Raw genomic sequence first — 23,405 nt, forward strand, 5'->3', positions numbered from 1 at the left:
CCCCGGCAGCTATGCTGCGCCGCCCCGACCAGGAAGGTCCCCGACCGCCCGCATGGCCAGCGCCGTCCTCCTCACCCACGTCACCACCTACCGCTACGACCGGCCGGTGCTGCTGGGGCCGCAGACGATCCGCCTCTCGCCGGCGCCGCACGCCCCGGCCGTGATCCGGCGGCACGCGCTGACCGTGGAGCCCGGGAACCACCGCCTGCTCCACCGCCGCGACCCCCAGGGCAACCCGGAGTCCCTCGCCGTCTTCGACGGCCGGGTGGAGAGCTTCACCATCACCGCCGCGCTGGAGGCGGAGCTGGTGCCGGTGAACCCCTTCGCCTTCCTCCTCGAGGGCGGGGCCGACCGCTGGCCCTTCGCCTACGAGCCGCTCCTCGCCGCCGAGCTCGCGCCGAACCTCCGGCCGCCCGCGGCCGGCGCCGGGCTGGCGGCGCTGGTGCCCCGGCCCGCCCCGGGCAGGGAGGAGACCATCCCCGCCCTCCTCGCCCTCGCCCGCCGCGTCGCCGGCGAGATCCGCTACATCCGCCGCGACGAGCCCGGCGTCTGGGAGGCGGAGGAGGTGGTGGCGCGCGGCGAGGGGTCCTGCCGGGACACCGGCTGGCTGCTCGTGCACGCCTTCCGCGCGATGGGCATCGCCGCCCGCTTCTGCTCGGGCTACCTGCTGGACACGAACGAGGGCACGGCGGAGCTGCACGCCTGGGCCGAGGCCTTCCTGCCAGGCGCGGGCTGGGTGGGCTTCGACCCGACCTCCGGGCTGCTCGCCGCCGAGTTCCACCTGCCGCTCTCCGCCGCCTCCGACCCGCGCCTCGCCGCGCCCGTTAGCGGCACGCACGAGGCCTGCGGCGTCGCCTTCTCCGCCTCCCTCTCCCTGGTCCCCGCGTGACCGCCGCCGAGGCCTCCGTCGACGAGATGGTGGACGGCGGCGGCCGCGTGCGCCCGCAGTGGCGGGGCCTGCTCGGCGCCCTCTCCAGCCTTCCCGAGGGCGGCCTCGTCGCCCGCGCCCGCCTGCTCGACCGCGCCTTCGAGGAGGAGGGCTCGGCGGGGCTGCTGCCCTCCCACGCGGCGCCGGGCGCGGCGCCCGGCGGGCGGGGCGCGGCCGGGCGGCTGGACCCCGTGCCGCTGGTCCTCGACGGCGCCGAGTTCGCGGCCCTGGCCGAGGGGCTCGCGCAGCGCGCGCGGCTGCTGGAGGCGGTGCTGGAGGACCTCCACGGCCCGCAATTCCTGCTCGGCCGCGGGGCGATCCCGCCGGAGCTCGTCTTCCCGAACCCCGCCTTCCTCCGCCCCTGCTGCAACGGCGTGCCCGGCCCCTTCCTGCACCTTTACGCCGCGGACCTGCTGCGCGGGGCGGACGGCGCCTGGCGGGTGGCCGGGGACAGCGTGGTCGGCATGGAGGGCCTCGCCCAGGCCTACGCCAACCGCTCCCACATGGCGCGGACCCTGCCCGAATGCGCCCGCGCCGTGCAGATGCGCCCGCTGCGCCCCTTCATGGACGCCTGGCGGGACGTCCTCCAGCGCGCCGTGGGCGGGGAGCCGGCGGGCGCCGCGACGGTCGCGCTGCTGACGCCGGGCGTCGGCCATCCCCACTGGGCCGAGCACGTCACCCTCGCCCGCGACCTCTCCTGCGCCCTCGCCGAGGCGGGGGACCTCACCGCGCGGGGCGGCGCGCTCTTCCTCAAGACGCTCCGCGGCCTGCAGCCGGTGCGCGTGCTGCTCTCCCGCGTGCCGGGGGCGCTGCTGGACCCGCTGGAGCTCGGCGGGCGCACGGCGGCCGGCGTGCCCGGGCTGCTCGACGCCGCGCGGGCGGGGAACCTCGTCGTGCACAACCACCCCGGCGCGGGGCTGGCCGAGGCGCCGGCCCTGCCCGCCTTCCTGCCCGCCCTCTGCCGCGACCTCCTCGGCGAGGAGCTCGCCCTCCCCTCGGTCGGCACCCTCTGGCTCGGCGACCCCGGTTCCCTCGCGCGCTACGCCGCCGCGCCCACGGGCTTCGCGCTGCGCGCCGCGGGCGAGGCGGGGCGGGGCGCGGAGGCGCTGTCCGGCGACCCCCGCGGCTGGGCCGCCGTCGAGCGCCCCGCGGCCTCGCTGGCCCCCACCCTCGTCGGGGAGCGGCTCGAGCCGCGGCCGGTCGCGCTCCGCCTCTTCCTCCTGCACGACGGCGCCGGCTGGCGCTGCCTGCCCGGCGGCGTCGCGCGCGTGGCGGACGCGGAGGGGCGCGGCGGCGAGGTCTCCAAGGACGTCTGGGTGCTGTCCGAGGAGGGCGCGGAGATCCGCGGTCCCGCCGCGCTGCAGGTGCCGGCCCTCGCGATCCGCCGCGCGGCGGGCGACCTTCCCTCCCGCGTGGCCGACAACCTCTTCTGGCTCGGCCGCTACGTGGAGCGGCTGGACGATTCCGCGCGGCTGATGCGCGCCACCATGGCCCGCCTCGACCGCGCGCCCATGCTCCCGCGGGACCTGGCGGAGGTCGCGGCGCTGTCGCGCTGCCTGCTCGACGCGAAGCTGATCACGGAGGAGCAGCTTCCGACCTCCGGCGACGACGCCGCCCTCCGCCGCGCCATGCTCCAGGCCGGGCGCAAGGGCGGGCGGGTCCACCGGCTGACGGGGGAGGTCGCGCGGCTGGTGGAGGGCACGCGCGACCGGCTGACCGGGGACATGCACGCCGCCTTCACCCTGCCGCTGCGCGACTGCCGCGCGGCCCTCATGGAGGCCTCGACCCCGGCCGCGCTCGGCGCCGCCCTCGGCGGCCTCGTGCGCTACGCCTCGGGCGTCGCCGGGGTGGCCGCCGAGAACATGGTGCGCGGCGGCGCCCACAGCTTCCTCGACCTCGGGCGGCGGCTGGAGCGGGGGGCGAGCGTCGCGGCCCTGCTCGGCCACCTGCTGGCCGAGCCGCCGGCGCGGGTCGAGAGCGCGCTGGCCCTCGCGCTCGAGCTCTGCGACTCCGTCATCACCTACCGCACCCGCTACCTCCACCTCCTGCAGCCGGCGCCGGCGCTGGACCTCGTGATGGCGGACCCCGCCAACCCCCGCGGCCTCGTCTTCCAGCTCGCCGCCGCCGAGGCGCTGCTGGCGGGGGTGGAGGGCGGCGGCGACCCCAGCCTCTCCGCCTGGGCACGGCGCCTGCGGCTGGAGGGGGAGGCCATGGCGGCCGAGGTCGCGGGCGCGGCGGAGGGGGCCACGGCCGCGACCCTCCTCTCGCCCCGCCTCCTCGCGCTCGAGGAATCGGTGGGGGCGCTCTCGGACGCGATCGGGCGGCGCTACTTCACCCTCGTCGCGCCGCCGCGGCTGCTCGGCGTCGACACGGCGGAGGCGCCCGCGCGCGGCGCGGTGCGGGGGGCGGCGTGATCTACCGCCTCCGCCACGTCACGGCCTATGGCTACGAGCTGCCGGTGGAGATGGCGACGCACCTCCTCCACCTCACGCCGCGCCCGCTTCCGCGCCAGCGCGTGCTCGACGCGGCGCTCGACTGCGACCCGCCGCCGGCGCGGCGGACGGAGGGGATCGACCACTTCGGCAACCCCAGCGCCTGGCTCTACCTCGACCGGCCGCACGCGCGGCTGACGGTGACCGCGGAATCGACCGTGCAGGTGACGGCGCCCCCGCCCCTGCCGGCAGCGACCCCGCCCTGGGAGGCGATCCGGGCCCTCGCGCTGGGCTACGCGGAGGCCGCGGAGTTCCTCTTCCCCAGCCCGACCCTGCCGCCGGTCGAGGCCGCGCGGGCCTTCCTCGCCCCCTACTTCACGCCCGGGCGCCCCGTGGGGGAGGCGGCGGTCGGGCTGATCGCGCATTTCCGGGACCACATGGCCTTCCGGGCGGGGGTCACCACCGTCTCCACGCCGGTCGAGGAGGTGCTGCGGCGGCGGGCCGGGGTGTGCCAGGATTTCGCGCACCTGCTCGTCACGGGGCTCCGCATGCTCGGCATCCCCGCCCGCTACGTCTCCGGCTACATCCGCACGCGGCCCGCGCCGGGGGGCGTGCAGCGGGTGGGGGCGGACCAGTCGCACGCCTGGGTGGCGGCCTGGATGGGCCCGGAGGCCGGCTGGATCGAGATGGACCCGACGAACAGCCTCTTCGTCGCGGACGAGCATGTCGTGCTCGGCTGGGGGCGCGACTTCGGGGACGTCTCGCCGTTGCTGGGGGTGATCCTGGGCGGGGGGAGGCACAGCGTCACGGTCGGCGTGGACATGGAGGAGGCGGCTTCCGTTTCGGGCTGAACCGATCCGGCACCGTTCCTGCATGGACGACCGCTCCGCGCCGGGCGATACCGGCGCCCGCCACGTCCCGGCATCCCCGAAGCCGGCATCCCCAGGAGAACGCCGCCCATGCTTGCTCGTCGCACCCTCCTCGCCGCCGGCGCCGCCGGGCTGGCCGCGCCCCTCGCCGCGTCCCTCTCCTCGCCGGCCCTGGCCCAGGCCGGGGCGCCCGTGCGCTTCGCGCTCGACTGGGCGCTGCAGGGCAACCACGCCATGTTCGCGCTGCCCGACGACCGCGGCGTCTTCCGCCGCGAGGGCATCGCGCTCCGCATGGACCGCGGCTTCGGCTCGGGCGACACGACCGTGAAGGTCGCCTCCGGCGCCTACGACATCGGCTACACCGACGTCTCGACCCTCGTGAAGTTCAACGCCGAGAACCCGGACAAGCGCCTCGTCTCCTTCTACCAGGTGCTCGACCGCACGGCGGCGGCGCTGATCACCCTCAAGAAGTCGGGCATCACCACGCCGAAGGGCGTCGCCGGCAAGCGCCTCGGCGCGCCCGAGGGCGAGGGCAGCCGGATGCTCTTCCCGGCCTTCTCCCGCGTGGCCGGGATCGAGGCGTCCGGCATCCGCTGGACGAGCATGGCGGCCAACCTGCGCGACACGATGCTCGCCCAGGGGCAGGTGGACGCGGTGACGGGCTTCCTCTTCACCACCTACTTCAACCTCGTCGGCCTCGGCACGGCCGAGAGCGACATCGTCGCCTGGCCCTACGCCGAGAACGGCCTCGACATCTACGGCAGCGCCCTCGTCGCCCGGGCCGAGTGGCTGGAGCGGAACCCGCAGGTGGCGGCCGGCTTCGTGCGCGCCTCGGTGGAGGGGCTGAAGATGCTCATCGCCGAGCCCGACGCCGGCATGGCCGCCCTCAAGAAGCGCGAAGCGCTCTTCGACGAGGCGCTGGAGAAGCGCCGCTGGGGCATGACCTACGAGCGCTCCATCCTGACGCCGAACGTCAAGGCCGGCGGCACGGGCGTGCTCGACAGCGCCCGCGCCGAGACCCTCATCCGCGTGAACGCGGAGGCCTACGGCGTCGCGAACCCGCCGAAGGTCGCGGACATGTTCACCGACCGCTTCCTGCCCCCCGCGGCGGACCGCCGCATCGGCTGATCCCCGCGCCGGTCACCGCCCGCGGAGCGAGACGCGCGCGGTCAGCGGCAGGTGGTCCGAGGCGCGGCGGGCGAGCGGCGTGTCGTGCGCCGCGACCGCCGCCGCCAGCCCGGCCGGGTGCGTCATGATCCGGTCGAGCGCGAGGAAGGGCCGGAAGGCGGGGAAGGTCGCGACTGCGGGCGGAGTCCCGAAGGCCGGCCGCAGCACGCCGAGCACGGAGCCGCCGGCGCGCCACTCGTTGAAGTCCCCGACCAGCACGGTCGGCAGCCCCGCGCCCGCGCCGGCCTCCATGGCCGCGAGCAGCGCCTGCCCCTGGCGCACCCGCCGCGCGGCGCCGAGGCTCAGATGCGTCGCGATGAGGCGGAAGGGGCCCCAGCCGAGGTCGAGCTCGGCCATGATCGCCCCGCGCGGCTCCATCCCGCCGATCCGCAGCCCGACCGGCGGCCGCAGCACGGTCGCGTCCCGGCGCACGAGGACGATGTTGCTCCGCCAGCCCTGCTCCCGCGGACGGTCGGGCAGGCGGAGCGGGCGCAGCCCGGCCTCCCGCGCCAGAAGTTCCTCGTCGAGCATCGGCGCGTCCGGCCGGAGGTAGTGCTGCGCCTCCTGCAGCGCGATCAGGTCGGGGCGGATCTCGGCGATGACGCGGGCGATGCCCTCCGGGCGGAACAGCCCCGCGGGCGGGCGGCCGCGATGGACGTTGTAGGTCGCGACGAGCATGTCCCGGTCGCCGCGCGCGGGGGGCGGCGCGTGGATCAAGCGCGCGGCCCCCGGCGACGGGCGGCGAGCGCCGCGGCGACGACGGCGCCGAGCGTGGTCAGCAGGATGTCCGTCCAGGTGTCCGTGAAGTCGCCGATGAGGCCGGTGATCGCCTCGAAGACCTCCCAGGCGCATCCCAGCGCCAGGCCGAAGCCGGCGCCGGCGAGGAGGATGCGGCGCGGGGTCCGCGCGCGGCCGTCGGCCAGCAGCAGCCCCACGAAGACCGCGCCGGCCAGGCCGCCGCTGACGAGGTGGACGACCTCGTCGTAGGGGTTCTCGCCGTAGAACCAGTTGAGCCCGTAGCCGGGGCTGCTGAGCAGGCTGGCGAGGAGCGGCGCGGCGTCGAGCGCGCGCGGGAGGGCGCGCAGGCGCTCCGGCAGCACCGCCATCCGCTCCCGCGGCGGCAGGATCAGGCCGAGACAGCCGACGACGGAGACGAGCACGCCCATGGAGGCGTTGCGCTTGTCCAGCGACCAGAACCAGGCGGAGATGGCGAGAAGGAGAAGCAGGCAGGCCCAGGCCGTGACCGATTGCCGGCGGAGGTCGTCGCGCGTCAGCAGGGGCAAGCCCGTCTCTCCCTCCCGGCCGCCTCGGCCGGAATGGCTGAACGCCGGGGCGGCGGGCCGGGTTGTGGCGGGCGGCGCCCCTAGTCCGGCGTGATCGGCGCCTCGCGCACCACGCGGATCCACTCGTCGAGCTCCCGGTTCACCCGGGCCTGGATCTCGGCGGGCTGCATGACGCGGATCACGGCGCCCTGCTCCTCCGCCCGGCGGCGGAACTCGGGCGTGGAGACCACGGCGTTGCAGCCCTCCACCAGCCGCGCAAGCACCGGCGCCGGGGTGGCGGCGGGGGCGAAGACGGCGAACCAGCCGACCACCTCGAGGTCCGGCAGGCCGGATTCCGTGAGCGTCGGCACCTCCGGCAGGGCGGGGGAACGCTCGCGCGCGGTGATCGCCAGCGCCTTGAGCTTGCCCTCCCGCACGAAGGGCATGAGCGGCGGGGGCGTCGTCATCATCATCTGCACGCGCCCGGAAATCAGGTCCTGGGTGGCCGGGCCGGTGCCGCGGTAGGGAACGTGCGTCATCTCCGTGCCCGTGCGCAGCCTCAGCAGCTCGCTGCCGAGGTGCTGGAGGGAGCCGATGCCGGAGGAGGCGTAGTTCAGCACGCCCGGGTTGGCCTTCGCGTAGGCGATGAACTCCGCGACGGAGCCGGCGGGCACGGAGGGGTGCAGGAAGATCACCTGCGGCGCGTCCAGCAGGAGAGAGACCGGCGCGAAGTCGCGGCGGACGTCGTAGCCGATGTTCGGCACGATCGCGGGCGAGCCGACGTGGTAGCCGGAATACTGCACCAAGAGCCGGGTGCCGTCCGGCCGCGCCCGCGCCACGTCCTGGGTACCGAGCGCGCCGTTCGCGCCCGCCTTGTTCTCGACGACGACCGTCTGGCCGAGCTGGCGGGACAGGGGCTCCGCCAGCAGGCGCGCCGCGAAGTCGGTGGTGCCCGCGGGCGCGGTCGGAACGACGAGGGTGATGGTCCCCGCCTGGGCCGCCACGCTCCGGGCGATGAGCGCGGCAGCGAGGCCGCCGGTGGCGGCGCGGCGCGTGACGGGCATCGAGGACCTCCCCATTTCCGGCGAGGATGGCGCAGCCGCCCGCCCCGCGCCACTCACGCAGCCGCGGGATCCCCCGGTGCCGTCTCCCAGGCGAGGCCGACGAGCGCCACGACGCGGCGCCCGCCGGCGGCCGGGCGGGTGACGATCAGGCCCTGCTCCTCGATCCAGGTCAGCAGCCGCCGCGCCCGCCCGGCGGAGCGGCTGCCATAGGCGCGGGCGATGGCCGCGTCCGACGGGCAGGGCAAGCCCTGGCGCGCCGCGTGGGCGAGGAGGAGGAAGACGCCCTGGGTGTCCTCGGGAAGGGTCTCGGCGCGGGCCGCGGCCTCGGGCCAGCCGGGATCGTTCGCGGCCTCGGGCGGCACGCCCGCGCGGGCGACGGCGAGCAGGCGGCGGAAGGCGGGAAGCTCCGGCGGGCGGCCCGCGACGGCGTGGATGCGCAGCCGCACGAGCAGGTCCTGGTAGAGCACGCCGATCGGGCGGAAGGCCGCGTCGGGCTCGTCGAGCATCGCCTGCAGGATGGCCCCGACCCGCGCGCCGCGCTCGGCCTCCTCCTCCGGCGTGGGCTCGGGCTCCGGCGCCTTCGCGGCGACGGGGCGGGCCTGGGCGAGCTGGGCCAGCATGTCCTGCGGCGGCACCGGCGGCGGCCGGCGGGAGGGGCGTGGAGCGGCGGCCCCGGGGGCGGCCAGGATCAGCTCGCGCGCCTCCTCGGGCGCGGTCTGCGGCAGCGGCATGAGGCTCGGTCCGGCACCGCGGCTCTCGGTTTCCACGGGGCCGATGCGGATGGAGAGCGGGCGGCGGGAGAGGGCGGGGCCGAGGCCGATGAACTGCCCGCGGCCGAGGTCCCGGAAGGCCTCCGCCTGGCGCCGCTCCATGCCCAGCAGGTCGGCGGCGCGGGCCATGTCGATGTCGAGGAAGGTGCGGCCCATGAGGAAGTTCGACGCCTCCGCCGCCACGTTCTTGGCGAGCTTGGCCAGGCGCTGCGTCGCGATGATGCCGGCCAGGCCGCGCTTGCGCCCGCGGCACATGAGGTCCGTCATGGCCGAGAGCGAGGCGCGCCGGGCGTCGTCGGACACGTCGCCGCCGGCGGCCGGGGCGAAGAGCTGGGCCTCGTCCACCACGACGAGCATGGGCGTCCAGTGGTCGCGCTCGGCGTCGAAGAGGCCGCCGAGGAAGGCGCTGGCGTGGCGGAGCTGGCGGTCGGTCTCCAGCCCCTCGAGGTTGAGCACGACGGAGACGCGGTGGCGGCGCACGCGGTCGCCGGCGGCGGCCATGGTCTCCTCCGCGTGGGCGGCGGCGTCGATGACGAGGTGGCCGAAGCGGTCGGCCAGCGAGGTGAAGTCCCCTTCGGGGTCGATGATCGCCTGCTGCACCCAGGGGGCGGACTGCTCCAGCAGGCGGCGCAGGAGGTGCGACTTGCCGCTGCCCGAGTTGCCCTGCACCAGCAGGCGCGTGGCGAGAAGCTCCTCCAGGTCCAGCCGGGCCGGGCCCGTGCTCGCCTGCCCCATTTCGATGCCGACCGTCATGGCCCCCCTGCCCGCCGGGCGTCGATCCCCGCGGCGGCTCCTATAGCGGATCGGGCGGGGCTGTGCAGGCCCGGCGCTACCGCTCGGCCACGCGGGCGACGCAGCCGTACCAGTCCCGGCCGGACACCCCGGCATCGGGCACGCCGAGAGCCGGCAGCTCGGCGCCCGATCCCTGCACGCTGGCCGTCCCGCCGCCGAGGAGGTCGCGGATATAGGCCTCGCCCCGCTCGTCGAGCGGGATGGTCGCGAGCGCCGCGCGGCCGCTGCCGCGGGCCGGCGCCTCCCAGCTCCCGTCCTCGCCCCGGAAGACGATCCGCGGCCGCCCCCCGGCGCGGCGGCCCGGCGAAGCCGCGGAGAAGGTGACCTCCTTGCCCGGGCCGGCGGTGATGCCAAGCGTCGCCTCGCGATGCGCGACCTGGGCGGTGCAGCGGTCCCCGGCGACCCCGAAGGACCAGGCGCCCTCCACGCGCGCGGGCACCGGGCGGGGGGCCGGGCGCGCGGCGCGCGGAGCTGCCACGGGGGCCGGCGGCGGAGCGGACTGGCACGCGGCGAGGAGGAGGGGGAGAAGGAGCCAGGCGGCCCGCCTCATGAGGGCGCCCCGCCGATGGCGAAATGCCGCCAGGGGCTCGCGCTGTAGCGCCGGGCCGCGCGCGAGACGGTCAGCACGCGCCAGGCGTAGCGGCCGGCGCCGGCGAGCTGGACGAGCTGCTGGTCGGGGGCCTCGGCATAGGCCGCGAAGACCTCGCGGAAGGCGGGCACGCCCTCCCCCGGGCGGCCGGCGCCGAGGGAGACGACCTCGATGAAGCAGCAGCCGGGGCGGTTGTCCCCCGGGGTGGACCAGGCGAGCACCACCCCGCGCCAGGCGGCGTCGGCCGGCAGGGTGGTGCCCTCCGGCGGGTAGGCGAGGCTCGCGGCCGCGGGGGCCGGTAGGTCCTCCTCGCCGGCAGATGCGTCGCGCTCCTCCGCCGCGGCACCGGGCTGGGCGAGGGCGAGCTCGATGGTGCCGGGGCGCGGGGCCGCGCCGCCGGGCGCGCCGAGCTGCGCCGCGCCGGCGTCCAGCCCGCCAAGCCCCGCGATGCGAAGCGCCGCCTCGCGGTCCTCGCGGAAGAAGTAGCTGAGCGCCGGGCCCGCCGGGGGGCGGGAGACCGGGAAGGGCGCGCCGACCGCGATCCCCGCCTGGGTCAGCGAGGCCGCGAGGGCCACCCCGCGCCGCGCGGCCTCCGCGGCGCCGCGCGGGTAGGTGAGGACGACCCGGACCATGGCGCCGGACGGAAGGGCAGCGCCGGCAGTCCGCGGCGGGGCGGGCGCGGGGTCGGCCGGCGGAGGCGCCGGCGCGGCGGCGGCCTGCTCGCCGGGCGGGGCCGCGCCCTCCGCGCGCGTGGCCGGCCTCGGCACCTCCCGCGCGGAGAACCAGGCGAGGCCGCCCAGGAGAAGGACAATCGCGCCCGCGAGGACGGCGGGGGCGAGCCGGCGCCGGGCGGGCTCCTCCTCCGGCGGGGGCGGCGGCGTGAGGGAGAGGGCCCGGCCGAAGGACCGCGGCGCGGGCTCCGGGCGGCCGAGCCGGACGGGCTTGCCGGCGGGCTCGGCCGCCGCGCGGGGCGGCGGCGCGTCGTGGCCGGCCAACGCCTCGGCCGCCTCGGCGCGCAGCGCGGCGGCCTCGCGCACGTGGCTCTCGAGCACCGTCTCGCCGCCGGTCATGTCGGCCTCGTGGTAGGCCATGGCGAGGAGCAGGTTCAGGAGCCGCGGGGTGCCCCCGGAGAGCTCGGCGAGCGCCGCCGCGGCCCCCTCGGTCAGGCGCGCGGCATCGAGTTCCGCGATGATCATGCGGGCGGTGAGATAGGACGGGATCTCGCCCGCCGGAAGCGGCGGCAGCTCGACGATCCGGTGAGGCCAGGGCGCGAGGCGGCGGGCGAGCGGGGGCAGGCCGACGAGGACGGCGAAGCATCCCTCGCGCTCCGCCACCTCCTCGAGCGCCGACTCGCTCATCCGGTCGGCCTCGTCGACGAGCAGCACCTCGGTCTCGGGCGCGGCCGCCAGCGCGCCCTCCGCGCCGTCTCCGCTCTCGAGGCGGAGCACGCGGATCGCCTGCGGGCGCAGCGCCGCTTCCACCTCGCGCAGCAGGCAGGTCTTGCCCACGCCGGGGGGCCCGAGCAGGGCGACGAGGTGCTCGCCCGTCGCGAAGGCCTGGAGGATGGCGCGCCGCGCCGCCGCCCAGGCGGCGTGCGGCACGGGGGCCGTTCCGCCCGACGCGCGTGGAATCGTGATCGGCCCGGACACCATGCCGCTTTATGGGCCGGGCGCCGGGGTCGTCACAATGGTTCCGCTTGCGACCGAACCTCGCGGGAGGATCAAGGATCGGTGTCCTGTGTTAACACGCGGCGGGTGTTGGCCGCGGGCCACGCGGCGGTCGGGGCGGCCTATGGCGTCCCGTGGAAGGGACCTAAGGTCCCCGCATGAAGCGACTCCTCATCCACGGCGCCCGGGTCCTCCTGCCGGACGCGACCGCCGCCCCGCACCGCGACATCCTCGTCGAGGATGGCCGCATCGCCGCCCTGCTGGCACCCGGCACGGCGGTGGAGGACGCGTCGCGGCACGACGCGACGGGGCGGCTGGTGATGCCGGGGCTGGTGAACGGGCACACGCACGGCCATGGCGGCCTCTCCAAGGGCATGGGCGACAAGTGGGACCTCGCCCTGCTGCTGACGCACGCGGGCTGGATCGGCGGCTCGCGCGGGCTGGAGGACAAGCGGCTGGCGACGACGCTCACCGCGGTCGAGATGCTGCGCAAGGGGTGCACGGCCGGCTACGACCTCGCCTTCGAGTTCCCGGGACCGACGGTCGATGGGCTGCAGGCCATGGCCGAGGCCTACCGCGCCGTGGGGCTGCGCGCCGTGCTCGCGCCGATGGTGGCCGACCTCACCTTCTTCCAGGCGACGCCCGGCCTCCTCCAGGCGCTGCCCGAGCCGCATCGCGCGCGGGCGGCGGCGATGTCGATGGCCAGGGCGGACGACATCCTCTCCACCATCCACGAGGCGGCGAAGGGCTGGCGCGGCGGCGAGGTCCGCCTGGGCTGCGCGCCGACGATCCCGCTCCACTGCTCCGACGACTTCCTAGCGGGCTGCCGCGACCTCGCGGAGGAGCACGGCCTGCCCGTGCAGACCCATGTGGCGGAGGCGCGCTACCAGGCCGCCGGCGGGGAGGTGCGCTACGGCTCCACGCTGCTCGCGCACATGGACGCGATGGGGCTCGTCGGCCCGCGCTTCAGCGTGGCGCACGGGGTGTGGCTGACCGAGGCCGACCTCGCGCTGCTCGCCGCGCGCGGGGCGGGGCTCTCGCACAACCCGGGCTCCAACATGCGGCTCGCCTCCGGGATCGCGCCGGCGCGCGCCGCGATCCGCGCGGGGGTGACGGTCGGGCTCGGCACGGACGGGTCGGGGTCGTCGGACAACCAGAACATGTTCGAGGCCATGCGCCTCGCCGCCTTCGCCTCCCGCCTCTGGGAGGACGCGACCGAGGAGCACTGGCTGGGCACCGCGGAGACGGTGCGGCTGGCAACCCAGGGCTCGGCCCGGCTGCTCGGGCTGGACGCCGGCGCGATCGAGGCGGGGAAGCTCGCCGACATGCTCTTCCTCGACCTCGCCCACGTGAACTGGGCGCCCTTCAACGACGCGGCCAACCAGCTTGTCTGGACCGAGGACGGGCTGGCGCTGCGCGAGGTGATGATCGGCGGCGAGTGGAAGCTGCGGGACGGCCGCGTCCTCGGCGTCGACGAGGCGGCGCTGGCACGGCAGGCGCAAGAGGCGGCGGACCGGCTGGCCGCCGCCAATGGAGGCACCCGCGCCTGGTGCGAGGCGGTGGCGCCGCACGTCGCCTGCCACTGCCGCGCGCTGGGCGGCCGCTTCACGGCGGCCCGGCGCCTGCTGCCGGCTCATTAGGGCCGGCTCATTGGGGATGGAATCCATGCTGCTGAAGGACCGCGTGGTCGTCGTGACCGGCCCCGCCAAGGGAATGGGGGCGGCGGCGACGCTGCTGATGGCCGACCACGGCGCCGACCTCGCCCTCGTGGGCCGCGACACCGCGGCGATCGGGCCGGTGGCGGCGGAGGCGCGCGCGCGGGGACGGCGGGCGGAGGTCTACGGCTGCGACATCACCGACGCGGACGCGGTCGGCGCCATGGCCGCCGCGGTGCTGCGGGACTTCGGGCGGGCGGACGTGCTCGTGAACATCGCGGGCGGCACGGGCCCGCTCGGCAAGACCTTCTGGGAGACCACGCCGGAGGAGTTCCGGGAAATCCTGGACCTCAACGTGACCGGCTGCTTCCTCACCATGCGCGCCTTCGCGCCGGGCATGATCGCGGCGAAGGGGGGCAAGATCGTCAATGTCGGCGGCACCTTCGGCCTGCGCGGCAAGGCCGGGCGCGCTGCCTATTCCGCGAGCAAGTGGGGCCTGCGCGGCATCACCAAGTCGGCCGCGCTGGAACTCGGGCCGCACAACGTGAACGTGAACTGCGTCTGCCCCGGCATGATCGAGGGCCCGCGCTTCGAGAAGGTGCGCGGCGAGATGGCGGCCCGCCTCGGCATCACGATGGAGCAGGCGCGGGAGGAGTACGCCAAGGACTACGCGCTGCGCCGGATCAGCACGGACGCGGACGTGGCGGGGGCGGTGCTGTTCCTCGCCTCCGATCTGTCGCGGCAGGTCACGGGGCAGGACCTGGCGGTGGACGGGGGCTGGGTCATCTAGCGCCGCTCAGCCAGAGGTCGAGGCCGGCCGCCGCCGCGATCCAGAGGGCGACGATGACGGCGGCGCCCGCGCGGCTCACCGGCCGCGCCGCCGCCCGGGCGGCCGCCTCGCGCTGCTCCGGCATGACCGCGGGCGGGATCAGCCGAATGGCGAGCAGGATCAGGGGCGGCAGCAGCAACGCCTCGTCGAGCAGGCCCAGCACCGGGATGACGTCCGGGATCAGGTCGATGGGCGAGAGGGCGTAGGCGGCGATGGCGAGCGCCAGCGCCTTCGCGTACCAGGGCGTGCGGGGGTCCCGGGCGGCGAGGTAGAGGGCGTGCACGTCGCGCCGGATGCGCCGCGCCCAGGCGATGAGCCGTTCCAGCATACCCTCCCCTCCCTCCGCCGCGCCGGCCCCTCTATCGGCATCCTGCCCGCCTGCGGGATAAGAGGCGATGGAACCCCAGGAGGGCGTGATGGAGCCGATGGCCGACCTTCTCATCACCGGCGGCACGGTGGTGAACGAGACCGGGCGCTTCGCGGCCGACGTGGCGGTGAAGGACGGGGTGATCGCCTTCCTTGGCCATCCGTCCCTCGCGCCGCCGGCGCGGGAGGTGATCGACGCGCGCGGGCGCCACGTGATCCCCGGCGCCATCGACGTGCACGTCCACATCCGCGAGCCCGGGATGACGCACAAGGAGGACTGGACGACCGGCACCCGCGCCGCCGCGGCCGGCGGGGTGACCACGGTCTTCGACATGCCCAACACCGACCCGCCGACCTGGGACCTGGAGGCGCTGGCGATCAAGCGCGAGGCCGCCGAGCGCCAGGCGCACGTCAATTTCGGCCTCTACGGGCTCGTTGACGAGCGCAAGCTCGACAGCCTGGAGCCGCTGATGGACGCGGGCGTCGTCGCCTTCAAGCTGTTCTACGGGAACACGACCGGCAACCTCCCCGCGCCGAACGACGGCGCGGTGTTGGAGGCCTTCGAGGTGCTGGCCGCGCGCGGCCACCGCTGCACCATCCACGCCGAGAACTCGCCCATCCTGTTCTGGCGCGAGAACCGGATGAAGGCGGCCGGGCGCACGGACAGCTACGCCCACTGGTGCGCGCGCGCCGACATCGTGGCGCTGGAGAGCCTCAACCGCTGCATCGTCCTCAGCGAGTGGACGGGGGCGCGCATCCACATCGCCCACGAGAGCTGCGCGCGCTCGGTGCCCTATATCCGAGCCGCCAAGGCGCGGGGCGTGCCGATCACGGTGGAAACCTGCCCGCAATATGTGCTCCTCGCCGCCGAGGACCTGACCGGCGAGGCCGCGCGGATCGGCCGGCTGAACCCGCCGATCCGCGAGGGCGCCCAGCGCGAGGCGCTGCTGGAGGCGCTGGCCGAGGGCACGATCGACATCCTCGGCACCGACCACGCGCCGCACGCGGTGGCGGAGAAGACAGACCCCTCCATCTGGGGGAACGCCTGCGGCTTCCCGGGCGTCGAGACCTCGATGCGGCTGATGCTTACGCTGGTGAATCAGGGCAGGCTGACGCTCGAGCAGTACGTTCGGATGGCCGGCGCCGCGCCGGCGCGCGCCTTCGGCCTCTACCCGCGCAAGGGCGTCGTGCAGCCCGGCGCGGACGCGGACCTCGCCGTGGTCGACCTCTCGGCGGAGGGGGAGATCCGGGGGGCGGAGCTGCACTCGCTCCGCAGCCGCTTCACGCCCTTCGAGGGGATGCGGACCACCGGCGCGCCGGTCGCCACCATCGTGCGCGGCCGCGTGGTGATGCGGGACGGCGTCGTGGCCGAGGCCGCGGGCTGGGGACGGATGGAGCGGCCCGACATGCCCGCCCCCGCCCCCCGCAACCTCGCCACGACGACGGCGGCTATTCTGCGGCCCGGCGCGATGCCGTTCGGCTGAGGGCCATCGCCCGCCACACCTTCTCCGCGGTGAGCGGCATGTCGATGTGGTCCACGCCGAGCGCGTCGCAGACGGCGGAGACGATGGCCGGCGGCGCCCCGCAGGCGCCCCCCTCCCCCGCGCCCTTCACGCCGAGGTCGTTGGTGGGGGTGGGCACGACGTTGAGCGCGAGGTCGAAGCCGCAGGCGTCGCCCGCGCGCGGCAGGGCGTAGTCCTGGAAGGTGCTCGTCAGGAACTGGCCGCTCTCCGCGTCGTAGCGCGCCTCCTCCATCAGGGCCTGGCCGATGCCCGTCATGATGCCGCCGTGCATCTGGCCGTGGACGAGGAGCGGGTTGATGACGTTGCCGACGTCGTCCACGGCGGCGTAGCGCGCGAGCGTCACCTGCCCCGTCTCGGGGTCCACCTCCACCTCCGCCACGTGGCAGCCGTTCGGGAAGTTGCACTCGGTGTCTCGGGTGTAGGTGAGGAGCTCGTCGAGGCCGGGCGTCTCGCCCTCCGGCAGCCGGGCGGGGTCGTGCGCGGCGGCGATCACGCGCGGCCAGTCGACGCCGATGTCGGTGCCCGCGACGCGGAAGCGGCCTTCGGCCAGCTCCACGTCCCCCGGGGCGGCCTCGAGCAGGTGGGCGGCGATGCGCCGGGCCTTCTCCGCCACCGCGTTGCTCGCGCGGAGCACCGCGACGCCCCCCATCTGGGAGGAGCGGGAGCCGCCGGTGCCGCTGCCGGCGGGGAGCTCGTCGCTGTCGCCCTGCACGAAGTCCATGGCGTCGGGATCGAGGCCCAGGCGCTCGGCCACGATCTGCAGGAAGGCGGTCTCGTGGCCCTGGCCGTGGCTGAAGGTGCCGACGCGAAGCTCCACCCTCCCCGAAGGCGTGATCCGGAGCCGGACGGTCTCGCTCGTCAGCCCGCCCGAGGCCTCGATGAAGTAGCCGAGCCCGATGCCGCGCAGCCGCCCCGCCGCGCGCGAGGCCGCGCGGCGCACCGGGAAGCCGTCCCAGTCGGCCAGCCGCAGCGCCATGGCCTGGGTGCCCGCGAAGTCGCCGGAATCGATGAGGTTCCCGGCCGCGTTCCGGAAGGGCATGGCCTCTTGTCGGATGTAGTTGCGACGGCGGATCTCGTCCCGCCCGATCCCCAGCGCCTCGGCGGCGCGGTCGAAGAGGCGCTCCATGATGTAGGCCGTCTCCGGGCGGCCGGCGCCGCGGAAGGCGTCGGTCGGCACGGTGTTGGTGAAGACGCAGCGCACCTGGTTGTTGATGGCGGTGCAGTCGTAGACCGTGCCCATGACGCGGGCGCCGCCCGTGGTGGGCACGCGCGGCCCCATGTCCATGAGGTAGGCGCCCATGCTGGCGACGGTGCGGATGCGGACGGCGAGGCACTTGCCCCCCTCGTCGAGCGCCATCTCGGCCGTCGTCACCTGGTCGCGCCCGTGCGGGTCGGACTGGAAGGTCTCGGTCCGCCCGGCGAGCCACTTCACGGGCCGGCCGAGGCGGCGCGCGGCCCAGAGGACGAGGGCGTTCTCCGGCATCAGCTTGCCGCGGGCCCCGAAGCCGCCGCCGACATCGGGCGAGACGACGCGGAGCCCGGCGGGCGGCACCTTGAGGGCGAGCTTGGCGAGGTTGTCGCGCAGGCGATGGGTGCCCTGGCTCGGGCCGTGGAGGAGGTAGCGACCGCTTTCGGCATCCCACTCGCCGATGGCGACGCGGGGCTCCATGGGGTTGGCGACCATCCGGTTGTTGACGAGCGAGACCGAGACGGTCCGGCGCGCCGCGGCACAGGCGGCGTCGACCTCGGCCGCGCGGCCGCTGTCCCAGAGGACGCAGAGGTTGTCGGCCCGCCCCTCCCAGATCACGGGGGCGCCCGGCGCGGCGGCGGCGGCGGTGTCGGTCACCGCGGGGAGCGGCTCGTACTCCACCTCCACCAGCTCCGCGGCGTCGAGCGCCCCCTGGCGGGTCTCGGCGACGACGAGGGCGACGGGATCGCCGACGTAGCGGACGCGCTCCGTCTGCAGGATGTCCCGGCCGGGGTCGAAGAGCGGCGCGTCGCGGCCGGGGACGTCGAAGAGGGTGGCGAGGCGGCCCAGCCCGTCCGCCGCGGCGTCATGCCCGGTGAGGATGCCGATCACCCCCGGCAGGGCCGCCGCCGCCCTGGTCTCGATCCCGAGGATCCGGGCATGGGCGTGGGGGGAGCGCAGGACGACCGCGTGGGCACAGCCGGGCGGGTCGATGTCGTCGGTGTAGCGGCCCCGGCCCGTCAGCAGGCGGACATCCTCGCGCCGGCGCACCGGCTGGCCGATCCCGTTCTTTTCCATGGTCCGCTCCCCGTTCCCGGCGGGGAGTATAGGGGCTGCGGCCGCCGCGGGTAGGCGGCGGCCGCGGGCGTCGCTAGCGCGCGACCTCCTCGGCCGAGATGCCGAAGGCGGCGACGCCCTCGGAGAGGTAGTCCCCGAAGAGCTCCATGTTGGTCAGGTATTCGGCCGCCGTGCCGCCCTCGTTCCGCTCCTTGGCGAGGCGGAGTGCCTCGGCCCATTCGGAGGCGTCGTGGTCGCCGCGGCCGATCCAGGTGAGGGCGATGAGCGAGGCCTGCTCGTCCTCGTTCAGCTCGTCAATCAGCCCCTTGAGGGTGTCGGCGATGGCGTCCGGGTCGTTGTCGTCGAGGTTCTCCTCGTCCTGGACGTCCTCGTTGTCCTGCTCCTCCTCCAACTCTCCCATCGCGCGGGCGGCATCGATGATGCCGACGACGGTGGCGAGGCTGATTCCGAGGTCCATCTCGTCATCGGGGGCTGGACGATCGCTCATGGGTGGCGCTTCCCGGCTGGGGTTCGTGGGGGCCGGCGGCGCCGCGCGGCGAACGGGCCCCTTCCGGGGCCGGCCGCCGGGCGGGCGCCGCCGGGACTGTTCCTCGGCGGCTATTCCTCGGGGCGCTCGATCATCCGGCGCCCGCGGATCGGCGAGATGTCCACGGGACCGCCGAGCGCCTGCGCCAGCTCCGAGCGGTCGCCCGCCTGGAACTCGCCGGGCGAGACCGGCTCGGCCGCGGTGCCGGAGGCCGGGTCATCGCCGCGCTCATCCGCCATGCGCCCGTGGGCCTGGCGGTGGGCGAGGGGGTTGTCCTGGATCGGGTTCTCGTGGGTGACGCTCGTGTCCGGCGTCGGGTCGCGCTCGCGATCGGTCTTGTCGCTCATGGCGGCGTTCCTTTCTGTCAGGCTTGGCCTGTCAGGCCTGGAACGCGACCTTTTCGGCAGGGTTGCCCGCGGCGGCCGGGGGGCGGCCGGCCTTGCCAGCGCGGCCGGCGCCCCCCAGGCTCCGTGCCTCACAACGGGGGGAAGGTCCATGGCGGATCGGTTCGCGGTCGTCACCGGCGCGGGGCAAGGAATCGGGCGGGCGGCCGCCCAGGCGCTGCTGGCGGAGGGATGGCACGTCGCCGTCCTCGGCCGCCGGATGGCGCCGCTGGAGGAGACGATCGCCGGCCACGACCGGGGCGTCGCCTTCACGGCGGACGTGGGCGACCGGCCGCAGGTGGAGGCCGCCTTCGCGCGGGTGAAGGAGCGCTTCGGGCGCCTGGACGTGCTGTTCAACAACGCCGGGCGCGGCGCGCCGGCCGTGGACTTCGACGAGCTCTCCCCCGAAGACTGGGAGGGGGTCGTCGCCGCCAACCTCAACGGCACCTTCTTCTGCGCCCAGGCGGCCTACCGGATCATGCGGAACCAGTCCCCCCAGGGCGGCCGGATCATCAACAACGGCTCGATCAGCGCCCACGCGCCGCGGCCGGGGGCGGCGGCCTACACCGCCACGAAGCACGCGGTCACGGGCCTGACGAAGCAGATCGCCCTCGACGGGCGCAAGCACGACATCACGGCGAGCCAGATCGACATCGGCAACGCCGCGACGCCGATGACCGAGCGGATGACCAAGGGCGTGCTCCAGCCGGACGGCTCGACCATGGTGGAGCCGCGGATAGACGTCGCCCATGTCGGGCGGGCGGTGGCGCACATGGCCTCGCTGCCGCTGGAGGCGAACATCCCCTTCATGACGATCATGGCGACCAAGATGCCCTTCCTCGGCCGCGGCTGAGGGCGGCGCGGCCGGCCCGGGGAAACCCGGGCCCCGTCCCGTGGTTCAAGGAAGGGGGACGGCGCTCGGCCGGACGAGGACAGTCCCCCCTCCCCTCCCGCACAGGTTCAGCCGCTCCCCATGCCCGACAGCACGCCGACGATCGGCCGCGCCAACATCGCCACCGCCCAGAACGGGCGCCAGCAGCGGATCAGCGAGGGCCGGCCGTTTCCCCTCGGCGCCACCTGGGACGGGCTGGGCGTCAACTTCGCCCTCTTCTCCGCCAACGCCACGAAGGTGGAGATCTGCCTCTTCGACGCCACCGGCGAGAACGAGCTCGAGCGCGTCACGATGCCCGAATACACCGACGAGGTGTTCCACGTTTACCTGCCCGACGCGCGCCCCGGCACCGTCTACGGCTACCGCGTGCACGGCCCCTACGACCCCGCGAACGGGCACCGCTTCAACGCCAACAAGCTCCTCCTCGACCCCTACTCCAAGGGAACGGTCGGCGAGCTGAACTGGCACCCCTCCCATTTCGGCTACGTGATGGAGAGCGGCGACGACACCACCTTCGACGAGCGCGATAGCGCGCCCTACACGCCCAAGTGCCGGGTGGTGGACCCCGCCTTCACCTGGGGCAACGACCGCCCGCCCAACGTGCCCTGGGGCGAGACCATCTTCTACGAGACCCATGTGAAGGGCTTCACCAAGCTGCACCCCGCCGTGCCGGAGCCGCTGCGCGGCACCTACGCGGGGCTCGGGCAGAAGGAGGTCGTGGACTACATCCGCGCGCTCGGCGTCACCTCGGTGGAGCTCCTGCCCGTCCACGGCTTCGTGCAGGACCAGCACCTCACCGACAACGGCCTTGCGAACTACTGGGGCTACAACACGATCTCCTTCTTCGCGCCGGAGCTGCGCTACTCCGCCACGGGCTCGCTGAGCGAGTTCAAGGAGATGGTGGCCCGGCTGCACGCGGCCAACCTCGAGGTCATCCTCGACGTCGTCTACAACCACACGGCCGAGGGCAACGAGCGCGGGCCCACCCTGTCCTTCAAGGGCATCGACAACGCCTCCTACTACCGGCTCATGCCCGACGAGAAGCGCTACTACATCAACGAGACCGGCACTGGGAACACGGTGAACCTCTCGCACCCTCGCGTGCTGCAGATGGTCACGGACAGCCTGCGCTACTGGGTGCAGGAGATGCACGTCGACGGGTTCCGCTTCGACCTCGCGACCATCCTCGGCCGCGAGCCCTACGGCTTCGACGAGGGCGGCGGCTTCCTCGATAGCTGCCGGCAGGACCCGATCCTCTCCTCGGTGAAGCTCATCGCCGAGCCCTGGGACATCGGTCCCGGCGGCTACCAGGTCGGCGGCTTCCCGCCGGGCTGGGCGGAGTGGAACGACAAGTTCCGCGACACCGTCCGCGAGTACTGGAAGGGCAGCGAGGGCAAGCTGCCCGGCCTGGCCACCCGCCTCACCGCCTCCGGTGACGCCTTCAACAAGCGCGGCCGGCGCCCCTGGTCCTCGGTGAACTTCGTCACCGCGCATGACGGCTTCTGCCTGCACGACCTCGTCAGCTACAACGAGAAGCACAACGAGGCGAATGGCGAAAGCAACCGGGACGGCCACTCCGACAACCAGTCCTGGAACTGCGGCGCCGAGGGGCCGACCGAGGATCCTGCCATCAACGCGCTGCGCGAGCGCCAGAAGCGGAACTTCCTGGCGACGCTGATGCTCTCCCAGGGCACGCCGCTGCTTCTGGCGGGGGACGAGCTGTCCCGCTCGCAGTCCGGCAACAACAACACCTACTGCCAGGACAACGAGCTGAACTGGATCGACTGGGCGAACATCCCCGAGGACGGGCAGTCCCTGATCGAGTTCACGCGCAAGATCATCGCGCTCCGCAAGGCCCTGCCCATCCTCCGCCGCGGCCGCTTCCTCACGGGGCGCCACAACGAGGAGCTGGACGTCCTCGACGTCGACTGGATCTCCCCGGACGGCCAGCCGATGCGACCGGAGCAGTGGGACGATCCCAGCGCGAAGTGCCTCGGCATGCTGCTGGACGGGCGCGCCCGCGCCACGGGCATCCACCGCCCGGCGATGGACACCAGCGCGCTGCTGGTGCTGAACGCGCACCACGACGTCGTCTCCTTCACCCTACCGGAGGTGGCGGGCGGCGCGGCCTGGCACTGCCTGATGGACACGAACCACCCCTCGGGCGTCGAGGTGGAGACCTTCCAGATGGGCGACACCTACCTGGCGACGGGGCGTTCGTCCCTGCTCTTCACCCTGGAACTCGGCGAGGGGCAGTCCATCGCCCTGCGGCAGGCGACGCAGGCGCTGCAGGAGTTGCAGGAGACGCCCTTCGAGCCGCCCACGCAGGATGGGTCCCCGAAATAGGGGGCACGGCGCGCCATCCGCACGAAAAAGGGGAGGTTCCCGGGCGGGACCTCCCCTTCTCCTTGCCGCGGCGGCCGCTCAGCGGGCGCGGGCGATGCAGAACTCCACGATCCCCGCCAGCGCGCGGCGCTCCGGGCAGTCCGGGAAGATCGAGAGCGCCGCGAGCGCGCGGGCGCCGTAGTCGCGGGCGCGGCGGATGGTCGCGTCCAGCGTGCCGCGGGACTGCATGAGGGCGATGGCGCGGTCGAGGTCCCCCTCGGCTTGGTCGCGGTCCTCCAGCACCCGGCGCCAGAAGCCGCGCTCGGCCTCGTCGGCCGCGCCGAAGGCGAGGAGGACCGGCAAGGTGATCTTTCCCTCGCGGAAGTCGTCGCCCACCGTCTTGCCGAGCGCCGCCTGGCTCGCGGAGTAGTCCAGCGCGTCGTCCACGAGCTGGAAGGCGACGCCGAGGCAGTGGCCGTATTCCCGCAGCGCCTCCGCTTCCACCGGCGGGCGGTCGGCCACCACCGCGCCGATCTCGGTCGCCGCGGCGAAGAGGGCGGCGGTCTTGCCCTCGATCACCTGGAGGTACTGCTCCTCGGTGGTGCCGGTGTCGTTCTGGGTGACGAGCTGGAGGACCTCGCCCTCCGCGATCGTGGCCGAGGCGGTCGCGAGGATGTCCAGCACGCGGAGCGACCCGTCCGCCACCATCACCTGGAAGGCGCGCGCGAAGAGGAAGTCGCCGACCAGCACGCTCGGCTTGTTGCCGAAGACCGCGTTCGCGCTCGGCGCCCCGCGGCGCAGCGCGCTCTCGTCCACGACGTCGTCGTGGAGAAGGGTCGCCGTGTGGATGAACTCGACGCAGGCGGCGAGCGCGACGTGGCGCTGCCCCCGGTGCCCGCACATCCGCGCGGCGGCGAGCGTGAGAAGCGGGCGGATCCGCTTTCCCCCGGCCGCGACAAGGTGCGCGGCAAGCTGCGGGATGAGCGCGACGGGGCTCTGCATCCGCTCGACGATGAGCCGGTTGCAGGCCTCGAGATCGGTGCGGACGAGATCGGTGAGGACCTCCAGCGCGTGTTCGGGATCGGGCGCGGGGTGCATGC

The 23,405-nt window shown here is 74.9% G+C and carries 20 protein-coding genes; 9 read left to right on the top strand and 11 right to left on the bottom strand.

The annotated features are described in order from the left end of the window. Positions 1 to 52 precede the first annotated feature (52 nt). The 4 genes from EAH89_RS05035 to EAH89_RS05050 all read left to right on the top strand — a co-directional run bounded on the left by EAH89_RS05035 (position 53) and on the right by EAH89_RS05050 (position 5,357). On the top strand, positions 53 to 889 hold the full coding sequence (locus EAH89_RS05035; protein ID WP_140881704.1) for a transglutaminase family protein: 837 nt from the start codon (positions 53 to 55) through the stop codon (positions 887 to 889). Beyond that, positions 886 to 3,342: a circularly permuted type 2 ATP-grasp protein gene (locus EAH89_RS05040; RefSeq protein ID WP_140881705.1), complete on the top strand. Its 2,457-nt coding sequence runs from the start codon at positions 886 to 888 to the stop codon at positions 3,340 to 3,342. Before EAH89_RS05035 ends, EAH89_RS05040 begins: the two co-directional genes overlap by 4 nt. Continuing rightward, positions 3,339 to 4,211, top strand: coding sequence for a transglutaminase family protein (locus EAH89_RS05045; RefSeq protein WP_140881706.1), 873 nt, complete (start codon positions 3,339 to 3,341; stop codon positions 4,209 to 4,211). The genes EAH89_RS05040 and EAH89_RS05045 overlap by 4 nt, the downstream gene beginning before the upstream one ends. Before the next feature lie 108 nt (positions 4,212 to 4,319). Further along, complete coding sequence (locus EAH89_RS05050; protein ID WP_140881707.1) at positions 4,320 to 5,357, top strand: ABC transporter substrate-binding protein; 1,038 nt, start codon at positions 4,320 to 4,322, stop codon at positions 5,355 to 5,357. 12 nt (positions 5,358 to 5,369) lie between these two features. Here EAH89_RS05050 and EAH89_RS05055 read toward each other — a convergent pair whose 3' ends face one another. The 6 genes from EAH89_RS05055 to EAH89_RS05080 form a co-directional block, all read right to left on the bottom strand. Next, complete coding sequence (locus EAH89_RS05055; RefSeq protein ID WP_140881708.1) at positions 5,370 to 6,113, bottom strand: endonuclease/exonuclease/phosphatase family protein; 744 nt, start codon at positions 6,111 to 6,113, stop codon at positions 5,370 to 5,372. Then, the gene (locus tag EAH89_RS05060) at positions 6,110 to 6,679 is read right to left on the bottom strand and encodes a hypothetical protein (RefSeq protein WP_140881709.1); all 570 of its coding nucleotides are present in this window, start codon (positions 6,677 to 6,679) and stop codon (positions 6,110 to 6,112) included. Before EAH89_RS05060 ends, EAH89_RS05055 begins: the two co-directional genes overlap by 4 nt. Positions 6,680 to 6,759: 80 nt before the next feature. Continuing rightward, positions 6,760 to 7,722, bottom strand: coding sequence for a Bug family tripartite tricarboxylate transporter substrate binding protein (locus EAH89_RS05065; RefSeq protein WP_162861304.1), 963 nt, complete (start codon positions 7,720 to 7,722; stop codon positions 6,760 to 6,762). A 53-nt stretch (positions 7,723 to 7,775) separates the two neighbouring features. Then, a complete protein-coding gene (locus EAH89_RS05070; RefSeq protein ID WP_140881711.1) occupies positions 7,776 to 9,245 on the bottom strand; it encodes an ATP-binding protein in 1,470 nt (489 codons plus the stop codon). 76 nt (positions 9,246 to 9,321) lie between these two features. After that, entirely contained in the window at positions 9,322 to 9,834 is a 513-nt protein-coding gene (locus EAH89_RS05075) for a hypothetical protein (protein ID WP_140881712.1), read from the bottom strand. Beyond that, positions 9,831 to 11,474, bottom strand: a complete 1,644-nt coding sequence (locus EAH89_RS05080) for an ATP-binding protein (RefSeq protein ID WP_140881713.1) — start codon at positions 11,472 to 11,474, stop codon at positions 9,831 to 9,833. Before EAH89_RS05080 ends, EAH89_RS05075 begins: the two co-directional genes overlap by 4 nt. 224 nt (positions 11,475 to 11,698) lie before the next feature. On the opposite strand from EAH89_RS05080, the gene EAH89_RS05085 reads away from it, so the two are divergent. Together EAH89_RS05085 and EAH89_RS05090 are read left to right on the top strand one after the other, a co-directional pair. Further along, positions 11,699 to 13,180 carry an amidohydrolase family protein gene (locus EAH89_RS05085; protein ID WP_140881714.1) on the top strand — a complete coding sequence of 494 codons (1,482 nt, stop codon included), beginning with the start codon at positions 11,699 to 11,701 and terminating at the stop codon, positions 13,178 to 13,180. Positions 13,181 to 13,205: 25 nt separating this feature from the next. Next, a complete protein-coding gene (locus tag EAH89_RS05090; RefSeq protein ID WP_206667454.1) occupies positions 13,206 to 13,985 on the top strand; it encodes an SDR family NAD(P)-dependent oxidoreductase in 780 nt (259 codons plus the stop codon). Here the strand turns inward: EAH89_RS05090 and EAH89_RS05095 are convergent. Next, positions 13,978 to 14,352 (bottom strand): DUF1232 domain-containing protein, encoded by a 375-nt coding sequence (locus EAH89_RS05095; RefSeq protein WP_140881716.1) that lies wholly within the window; start codon positions 14,350 to 14,352, stop codon positions 13,978 to 13,980. The two genes, EAH89_RS05090 and EAH89_RS05095, sit on opposite strands and share 8 nt — an antisense overlap. Before the next feature lie 67 nt (positions 14,353 to 14,419). Here EAH89_RS05095 and EAH89_RS05100 point away from each other — a divergent pair, with 67 nt between their 5' ends. After that, the gene (locus EAH89_RS05100) at positions 14,420 to 15,874 is read left to right on the top strand and encodes a dihydroorotase (RefSeq protein WP_241666867.1); all 1,455 of its coding nucleotides are present in this window, start codon (positions 14,420 to 14,422) and stop codon (positions 15,872 to 15,874) included. On the opposite strand, the gene EAH89_RS05105 is transcribed toward EAH89_RS05100, so the two are convergent. From EAH89_RS05105 to EAH89_RS31735, 3 genes are all read right to left on the bottom strand, one after another. Continuing rightward, positions 15,840 to 18,179, bottom strand: a complete 2,340-nt coding sequence (locus tag EAH89_RS05105) for a xanthine dehydrogenase family protein molybdopterin-binding subunit (protein WP_140881717.1) — start codon at positions 18,177 to 18,179, stop codon at positions 15,840 to 15,842. The genes EAH89_RS05100 and EAH89_RS05105 overlap by 35 nt on opposite strands. Before the next feature lie 73 nt (positions 18,180 to 18,252). Further along, positions 18,253 to 18,666, bottom strand: coding sequence for a DUF3775 domain-containing protein (locus EAH89_RS05110; protein ID WP_140881718.1), 414 nt, complete (start codon positions 18,664 to 18,666; stop codon positions 18,253 to 18,255). Positions 18,667 to 18,776: 110 nt separating this feature from the next. After that, complete coding sequence (locus tag EAH89_RS31735; RefSeq protein WP_140881719.1) at positions 18,777 to 19,052, bottom strand: hypothetical protein; 276 nt, start codon at positions 19,050 to 19,052, stop codon at positions 18,777 to 18,779. A gap of 148 nt (positions 19,053 to 19,200) precedes the next feature. Here EAH89_RS31735 and EAH89_RS05120 point away from each other — a divergent pair, with 148 nt between their 5' ends. Both EAH89_RS05120 and glgX read left to right on the top strand, forming a co-directional pair. After that, complete coding sequence (locus tag EAH89_RS05120; protein ID WP_140881720.1) at positions 19,201 to 19,941, top strand: SDR family oxidoreductase; 741 nt, start codon at positions 19,201 to 19,203, stop codon at positions 19,939 to 19,941. 120 nt (positions 19,942 to 20,061) lie between these two features. Beyond that, the gene (gene glgX, locus EAH89_RS05125) at positions 20,062 to 22,326 is read left to right on the top strand and encodes a glycogen debranching protein GlgX (protein WP_140881721.1); all 2,265 of its coding nucleotides are present in this window, start codon (positions 20,062 to 20,064) and stop codon (positions 22,324 to 22,326) included. A gap of 78 nt (positions 22,327 to 22,404) precedes the next feature. On the opposite strand, the gene EAH89_RS05130 is transcribed toward glgX, so the two are convergent. Next, complete coding sequence (locus EAH89_RS05130; RefSeq protein ID WP_140881722.1) at positions 22,405 to 23,403, bottom strand: polyprenyl synthetase family protein; 999 nt, start codon at positions 23,401 to 23,403, stop codon at positions 22,405 to 22,407. Between the last annotated feature and the right edge of the window lie 2 nt (positions 23,404 to 23,405).

Origin of the sequence: Muricoccus nepalensis, from assembly GCF_006438825.1 — a bacterium.
Lineage (GTDB): Bacteria > Pseudomonadota > Alphaproteobacteria > Acetobacterales > Acetobacteraceae > Roseomonas > Roseomonas nepalensis.